Origin of the sequence: Micromonospora sp. NPDC049580 (assembly GCF_040675595.1) — a bacterium.
Lineage (GTDB): Bacteria > Actinomycetota > Actinomycetes > Mycobacteriales > Micromonosporaceae > Micromonospora.
Map to the genome: position 1 here is coordinate 1 of NZ_JBFAPG010000330.1, position 7,186 is coordinate 7,186.

The window sequence follows — 7,186 nt, forward strand, 5'->3', positions numbered from 1 at the left end:
CGTCGGTGGAGTTGACCTCGGCCTCGATCTCGTCGACCACGATCTCGGCGTCCTCGACCAGGCCCTCGGCGGGTACGTCGCTGCCCGCGTCCGTGGCGGTGCCCGCCGGCTCCGACGTGTCGGTCAGCTTGCGGTTGTTGCGGATGACGACCCGCTCCCCGTCGCCGGTGGCCGGCTCCGTGGGCGCGGAGCCACCCGGCGTCGACCCGGTGTCGCCCGGGTCGGCGGCTCGTGGCTTCTGCGTCATGCGGCTACCTCATCCCCTTCGCCGTGGATACGTGTCGGAGGCCGATGGTCACTTCTTGCCGTCCTCGTCCACGATCTCGGCGTCGACCACGTCGTCGGCGCCACCGGCGGCGCCGGCCTGCGGACCGGTCGCACCCGGGCCGGCCTCGCCGCCCGGCTGCTGGCCCTGCTCGGCCTGCTGGGAGTAGAGCAGCGAACCGGCCTGCTGGGAGACCTGCGCCAGCTTCTCGTGGGCGGACTTGATCTTCTCGATGTCCTGACCGCCCAGGGCACCCCGGAGCTCACCGAGCGCCTCGTTGAGCTGCTCCCGGTTCTCGCTGGGCAGCTTGTCGCCGCTCTCGGCGAGGAACTTCTCGGTCTGCCACTGGAGCGCCTCGGCCACGTTGCGGGTCTCGGCGTCGTCGCGGCGGCGCTTGTCCTCCTCCGCGTGCTCCTCGGCGTCCCGGCGCATCCGCTCGATGTCGTCCTTCGGCAGCGACGAGCCGCCGGTGATCGTCATCTTCTGTTCCTTGCCGGTGCCCAGGTCCTTGGCGTGCACGTTGACGATGCCGTTGGCGTCGATGTCGAAGGCGACCTCGATCTGCGGCACGCCGCGCGGCGCCGGCGGGAGGCCGGTCAGCTCGAAGGTGCCGAGCTTCTTGTTGTACGCCGCGATCTCCCGCTCGCCCTGGAACACCTGGATCAGCACCGACGGCTGGTTGTCGTCCGCCGTGGTGAAGACCTCGGAGCGCTTGGTCGGGATGGTGGTGTTGCGCTCGATGAGCTTGGTGAAGATGCCGCCCTTGGTCTCGATGCCCAGGCTCAGCGGGGTCACGTCGAGCAGCAGGACGTCCTTGACCTCACCCTTGAGCACACCGGCCTGCAGGGCGGCGCCGACGGCGACGACCTCGTCCGGGTTGACGCCCTTGTTGGGGTCGCGGCCGGTGAGCTGCTTGACCAGGTCGGTCACGGCGGGCATCCGGGTCGAACCACCGACGAGGATGACGTGCTCGACGTCGGAGATCTTGATCCCGGCGTCCTTCACGGCCTGCTCGAACGGGCCCTTGCAGCGGTCCAGCAGGTCCTGCGTCATCCGCTGGAACTCGGCGCGGCTGAGCGTCACGTCGAGGTGCAGCGGGCCGGCCGCGCCGGCGGTGATGTACGGCAGGTTGATGTTGGTCGTGGTGGCGGCGGACAGCTCGATCTTGGCCTTCTCGGCGGCCTCACGGAGGCGCTGGAGGGCCATCTTGTCCTGGCTGAGGTCGATGCCGTGCTCGCCGCGGAACGTCTTGACCAGGTGGTCGATGATCCGCTGGTCCCAGTCGTCGCCACCGAGGTGGTTGTCACCGCTGGTCGACTTGACCTCGATGACGCCCTCGGCGAGCTCCAGCAGCGACACGTCGAAGGTGCCGCCGCCGAGGTCGAAGACCAGGACGGTCTGCTCCTTGGAGCCCTTGTCCAGCCCGTACGCCAGGGCGGCCGCGGTCGGCTCGTTGACGATCCGCAGCACGTTGAAGCCGGCGATCTCACCGGCCTCCTTGGTGGCCTGGCGCTGGCTGTCGTTGAAGTAGGCCGGGACGGTGATCACCGCGTCGGTGATCTGCTCGCCCAGGTACGCCTCGGCGTCCCGCTTGAGCTTCATCAGCGTCCGGGCCGAGATCTCCTGCGGGGTGTACTTCTTGCCGTCGATGTCGACGGACCAGTTCGTGCCGACCTCGCGCTTGACCGAGCGGATCGTCCGGTCCGGGTTGGTCACCGCCTGGCGCTTGGCGACCTCACCGACGAGCACCTCGCCGTTGCGGGCGAACGCGACGATCGACGGGGTCGTCCGCGAGCCCTCAGCGTTGGCGATGACGGTGGGCTCACCGCCCTCGAGAACGCTGACGCAGGAGTTCGTCGTGCCGAGGTCGATACCGACCGCACGTGCCATCTTCGCTTCCTCACTTCGTAAGGTTGTGCAGGTGGCGGGCATCGCCCGCGACTGCTCGGCGGGCACCGCCCGCAGCGGACCCCACCACAAGTTGAGTGAACTGGACTCAATAGTGCCACGCGCTGGCGAATCGTCAAGTTGAGTTGAGCCGACCCGACGCAACCCAGCCGTTATTACCGTCCGGTTGTCTTCCCTTGCATCGGTCGGGCACGCTTTAGCGGTGACGACGCACGGCGATTCCGCCACCCGTTCCGGCGCGCCCGCCGTCGCAGCCCGCACCGGCCCGCCGGACGCCGCGGAGGAGCCGCCCGCCACCACCGGGGACGACAGCCTCCCCGGCGCGCTGTCGGGCCTGAAGGCCGCGATCGGCGCGACCCGCTATCCGCTCGCCCTGCCCTCCGCCAAGGCCGCCCGTCAGACCGCGAGCGCCCTCACCGACCAGCTCGACGACTACCTGCTGCCCCGGCTCGCCCGACTGGACGCCCCGCTGCTCGTGGTGGTCGGCGGTTCCACCGGCGCGGGCAAGTCGACCCTGGTCAACAGCCTGGTCAAGGCCCGGGTCAGCGCCGCCGGTGTGCTGCGGCCCACCACCCGCTCCCCGGTGCTTGTCTGCAACCCGGCCGACGCGTCCTGGTTTCGGCAGGGCGACCTGCTGCCCGGGCTGACCCGCACCACCGAGCCGAGCGACGATCCACGCTCCCTGCACCTGGTCACCGCCCCCGCTCTGCCGCCGGGTCTGGCCTTCCTCGACGCACCGGACATCGACTCCGTCGTCGACGCCAACCGGGCGCTCGCGAGCCAACTGCTCGCCGCCGCCGACCTCTGGCTCTTCGTCACCACCGCCGCCCGGTACGCCGACGCGGTGCCGTGGGAGCTGCTGCGCAGCGCGCGGGCCCGGGGTGCCGTGATCGCCATGGTGCTCGACCGGGTGCCCGCCGAGGCCAGCGACGAGATCGCCGCGCACCTGGCCGAGATGCTCGCCGCGCAGGATCTGGGCCGGGCGCCGCTGTTCGTCCTCCCGGAGACCTGGGTCGACGGTCAGGGGCTGCTGCCCGAGGGGGTCACGGCGCCGCTGGCCGACTGGTTCGCCCGGCTGGCCGCCGACGCGGACGCCCGCGCGGCGGTGGTCCGGCAGACCCTGGACGGCGCGCTGGCCGCCCTGCACCCCGCCGTCGAGGAGCTGGCCGACGCGGCCGACGAGCAGGTCACCGCCGCCGACGGGCTGGACGAACGGGTCCGGGCCGCGTACCGGGGTGCCGAGCGGACCGTCGAGCAGGGTCTGCAGGACGGTCGACTGCTCCGCGGTGAGGTGCTGGCCCGCTGGCAGGAGTTCGTCGGCACCGGCGAGTTCTTCCGCACGCTGGAGGCCCGCATCGGGCGACTCCGCGACCGGGTGGTGGCCGCCGTCACCGGCCGGCCCGCGCCGGCCGCCGAGCTGCGCAACGCCATCGAGTCGCAGCTCGTCACCCTGCTGCGGGGCGTCGCGTCCGAGGCCGCCGAATCCGCGTACACCGGGTGGAAGGCACACCCGGCGGGAGCGGACCTGCTCGAGCCGGGGCTCGCCCACCCGAGCGGCGACCTGCCCGAACGCGCCGAACGGATGGTCCGGGACTGGCAACGCGGCGTGCTGGAGCTGGTCCGGGTCGAGGGCGGCGACAAGCGGTTCGTGGCCCGCACCGCCGCGTACGCGGTGAACGCCACCGGGTTGGCCGTGATGATCGCCGTGTTCGCCTCGACCGCGTTCATCCCCACCGGGCTGGAGTTGGCCACCGGGGCCGGTACGACGGTCGCCGCGCAGGCTGTCCTCCAGGCGATCTTCGGCGACCAGGCGGTGCGTACCCTCGCCGCGAAGGCCCGGGTCGACCTGGTGGCGCGGGTCCGGACGCTGCTGGACGCGGAGGCGGACCGCTTCCTGACCCGCACCGCCGAAGCCCGACCCGCCGAGGCGGCCGGTGACGCGCTGCGGCGGGCCGCCGGCCGGGTCGAGCTGGCCCGGCACCGCAGCGGCCTGGCCACCGGCGACGGCACCCTGCCGGTCGGCGACGAGGAGGGTTCGCGGTGACCAACATCGCCGGCCGGGTACGCGAGGCGTTCCGCGGCGACCAGCGGGTCGACCCCGACGCGCTGATCGCCCGCCTGGAGGCCGTACGCCGATTCCTGACCGCCGTCGACGGCCTGCTGCCGGACGCCGAGCTGGTGCCGGCGCACACCCTGGTCGAGCGGGCCGGCACCCGGCTCGCCCTGTCCCGCGATCACACCGTGGTGGCCCTCGCCGGCGCCACCGGCAGCGGCAAGTCCAGCCTGTTCAACGCGCTGGCCCAGCTGGAACTCTCCCCGGTCGGGGTTCGCCGGCCGACCACCGGCGTGACGCACGCGTGCGTGTGGGGGCCGCTGGAGGGCGCCAATCGGCTGCTCGACTGGACCGGGGTGCTGCCCCGGCACCGCTTCGTTCGGGAGAGCGCGCTCGACGCGGACGACGAGACGGCGCTGCACGGGCTGATCCTGCTCGACCTGCCCGACTTCGACTCGGTGCAGCGGTCCCACCGGCTGGAGGTGGACCGGCTGCTCGGCCTGGTCGACCAGGTGGTCTGGGTGGTCGATCCGCAGAAGTACGCCGACCGGGTCATCCACGACAGCTACCTGCGCGAGTTCCACCGGCACCGCGACGTCACCCTGGTCGTGCTCAACCAGGCCGACCGGCTGCCACCGACCGAGCTGCCCCGCGTCCTGGACGACCTGCGCCGGCTGCTCGACTCCGACGGGCTGACCGGCGTGCCACTGCTCGCCACCACCGCCATCGACCCGGCCGGGATGGTCGGGCTGCGCACCGCGCTGGAGCGTACGGTCGCCGAGCGGCAGGCCGCCCTGCGTCGGCTGGCCGGCGACGTCGACTCGGTCGTCGCCGGCCTGGACGAGCTGGTCGGCTCGGCCCGACCGGCCGGTGGCCCGGACGGAACGGCCGTCGCCGCGCTGAACCGGGCGCTGGCCGGCACGGCCGGTGTGCCGGCGGTGACCGAGGCGGTGGAGCAGGCGTACCGGCATCGGGCCGGCGCGGCCACCGGCTGGCCGGTGGTGCGGGGCTGGCGCCGGCTCCGACCCGACCCGCTGCGCCGGCTGCACCTGCCCGGCCCGACCGGCGGCGCGGCCGACCCGGCGGAGAGCCTGGTCGCGGCGACCTCGGTGCCCGATCCGACCGCCACCCAACGCTCGGCGCTCGGCCTGGCGATCCGCGCGGTGGCCGACCGGGCCGCCGCCGACCTGCCCGCCGCCTGGCCGGCGGCGGTCACCTCCGCCGCCCGGTCCCGCCTGGGCGACCTGCCGGACGCGCTGGACCGGACGATCGCCGGCACCGACCTCGGCCTGGACAGGCGACCGCTCTGGTGGCGGGTCGTCGGCGGTGTGCAGTGGCTGGTCACCCTGGCCGCCGTGGTCGGGTTGGGCTGGCTGGTGCTCGGCTACGCGCTGCGGGCGCTCGGCCTGCCCGCGCTGGACAACCCGATGGTCGGCCAGGTGCCGCTGCCCACCCTGCTGCTGCTCGGCGGCCTGCTGGCCGGGCTGCTGGTGGCGGCGGTGACCCGCCCGGTGGTGCGCTGGGCCGCCCGGCGGGCCCGCGCCCGCGCCGAGCAGCGCCTGACGGCCAAGGTCGCCGACGTCGGCGCGGAGTACGTGCTCGCCCCGGTGCGGATCGTGCTGGCCTCCTACGCGCAGGCACGCGACGCGCTGCGGGACGCCGCCCGCCGCTGACGCCGCTTGGTACGCCCCGACCGGCGTAGGGTCGGAGCATGGCCACGCCTCAGACCCCTTACGACGCGGTGCTGCACGCCGCACGCGACGTGACCAAGCTGGAGTCCGCCCTCGACGCCGAGATGCTCGGCAGCGCGCTGCTGGGCAGTGTCTACGCGATCGCGGAGACCGACCGCGACACCGCCGTGCGGGAGTTCGTCACCGGGTTCCTCGCCGCCACCGCCCGCCGCCGGATCGCGGCGGCGACCACCATCCGGCAGGTCTTCGCCACGCTCGTCCCGACCGCCGAGGGCACCGAGCGGGTGCGTCCGGGCAGCCAGGCGCCCGCCTGGTCCGGGCAGCTCGGCCGGGTGCACCTGACCGGCAGCTGGGCGTACGGCGACGTGTACGGCGACCAGACCTCCTACCTCGCCACCTTCGCGTACGACGACGCGGCCGGTGGCCCGGAGCACGCCCTGGTGGCCCTGGTCGACCACAACATCGGGATCACCAAGGACATCTTCGTCGGCGGGCCGGCGGAGCGGATCCTGGACCAGGTCCGGCAGATGTGCGCCGACGACGAGCTGACCTGGTTCCGCACCGAGGACCCGTCCCGGCTGCGGGGCGAGGTGGCCCGGCACCTCTCGGTCACCGACGACCTGACCGAGCTGCCCGGCGAGGGTTCGCTCTCCACCGACCGCGCGCTGGTCGGCGCCCGGCTGGCGCTGCTCCCCACGGCAGCCGACCCGACCGGCCCGGCGGAGGTCGAGCCGCTGTCCGCCGCCGAGCGCACCGACCTGGTCCGGCGGTTCCTGGCGGCGCCGGAGGCCGCCCGGTTCGGGCTCGACAGCGTCGACGGCCCGGAACTCGCCTCGCTGCACTTCTGCCTGAGCCTGCTGCTGGACCACTCGGCGAGTTTCCCGGACGCCGACCCGATGCGCTGGAGCCCGGCCGTGGCCGGGCTCTTCCTGCTCGACTGGGTGCACCGCCGCGCCGTGCTGGACATGGACGACGCGGCGATGCTGCCCCGGGTGCTGCGCGCCTGGGCCCGGTACGCGTCGCGCCAGCGCGGGCTGCCCGAGGCGGCCGCGACACGCACCGACGAGGCGATCGAGGAGATGGTGCCGGAGTTCGCCCGGCTCTACTCCACCGGCGAGCGGCGCAGCCCGGCCACGGCCGCGGTCGCGCAACTGATGGCCGACGGCGTGGACCCGGACGACCCGGCCGCGCTGGACGCCTGGATCGAGGCGAACCGGCACCGCCTCGCCGACGACGGCGCCTGACGGCCGCCGGGCGGGCGGCGTGGTG

At 73.8% G+C, this 7,186-nt stretch carries 4 protein-coding genes and 1 pseudogene; 3 read left to right on the plus strand and 2 right to left on the minus strand.

Annotation, left to right across the window (positions count from 1 at the left end; genetic code table 11):
* Together AB0J68_RS22920 and dnaK are read right to left on the minus strand one after the other, a co-directional pair.
* Positions 1 to 247, minus strand: a pseudogene (locus AB0J68_RS22920) (nucleotide exchange factor GrpE); the annotation flags it as partial.
* 48 nt (positions 248 to 295) lie between these two features.
* Positions 296 to 2,155, minus strand: coding sequence for a molecular chaperone DnaK (dnaK, locus tag AB0J68_RS22925; RefSeq protein ID WP_363940429.1), 1,860 nt, complete (start codon positions 2,153 to 2,155; stop codon positions 296 to 298).
* A gap of 220 nt (positions 2,156 to 2,375) precedes the next feature.
* Here dnaK and AB0J68_RS22930 point away from each other — a divergent pair, with 220 nt between their 5' ends.
* The 3 genes from AB0J68_RS22930 to AB0J68_RS22940 are packed head-to-tail and all read left to right on the plus strand — an operon-like array spanning position 2,376 to position 7,161.
* Entirely contained in the window at positions 2,376 to 4,217 is a 1,842-nt protein-coding gene (locus AB0J68_RS22930) for an ABC transporter (RefSeq protein ID WP_363940430.1), read from the plus strand.
* Entirely contained in the window at positions 4,214 to 5,899 is a 1,686-nt protein-coding gene (locus AB0J68_RS22935) for a GTPase (RefSeq protein WP_363940431.1), read from the plus strand. The genes AB0J68_RS22930 and AB0J68_RS22935 overlap by 4 nt, the downstream gene beginning before the upstream one ends.
* 38 nt (positions 5,900 to 5,937) lie before the next feature.
* The gene (locus tag AB0J68_RS22940) at positions 5,938 to 7,161 is read left to right on the plus strand and encodes a hypothetical protein (RefSeq protein ID WP_354860191.1); all 1,224 of its coding nucleotides are present in this window, start codon (positions 5,938 to 5,940) and stop codon (positions 7,159 to 7,161) included.
* The last annotated feature ends 25 nt before the right edge of the window (positions 7,162 to 7,186 follow it).

Coding starts and splice junctions, on each gene's coding strand:
- AB0J68_RS22940 (WP_354860191.1), top strand. CDS start 5,938: ATGGCCACGCCTCAGACCCCTTACGACGCGGTGCTGCACGCCGCACGC.
- dnaK (WP_363940429.1), bottom strand. CDS start 2,155: ATGGCACGTGCGGTCGGTATCGACCTCGGCACGACGAACTCCTGCGTC.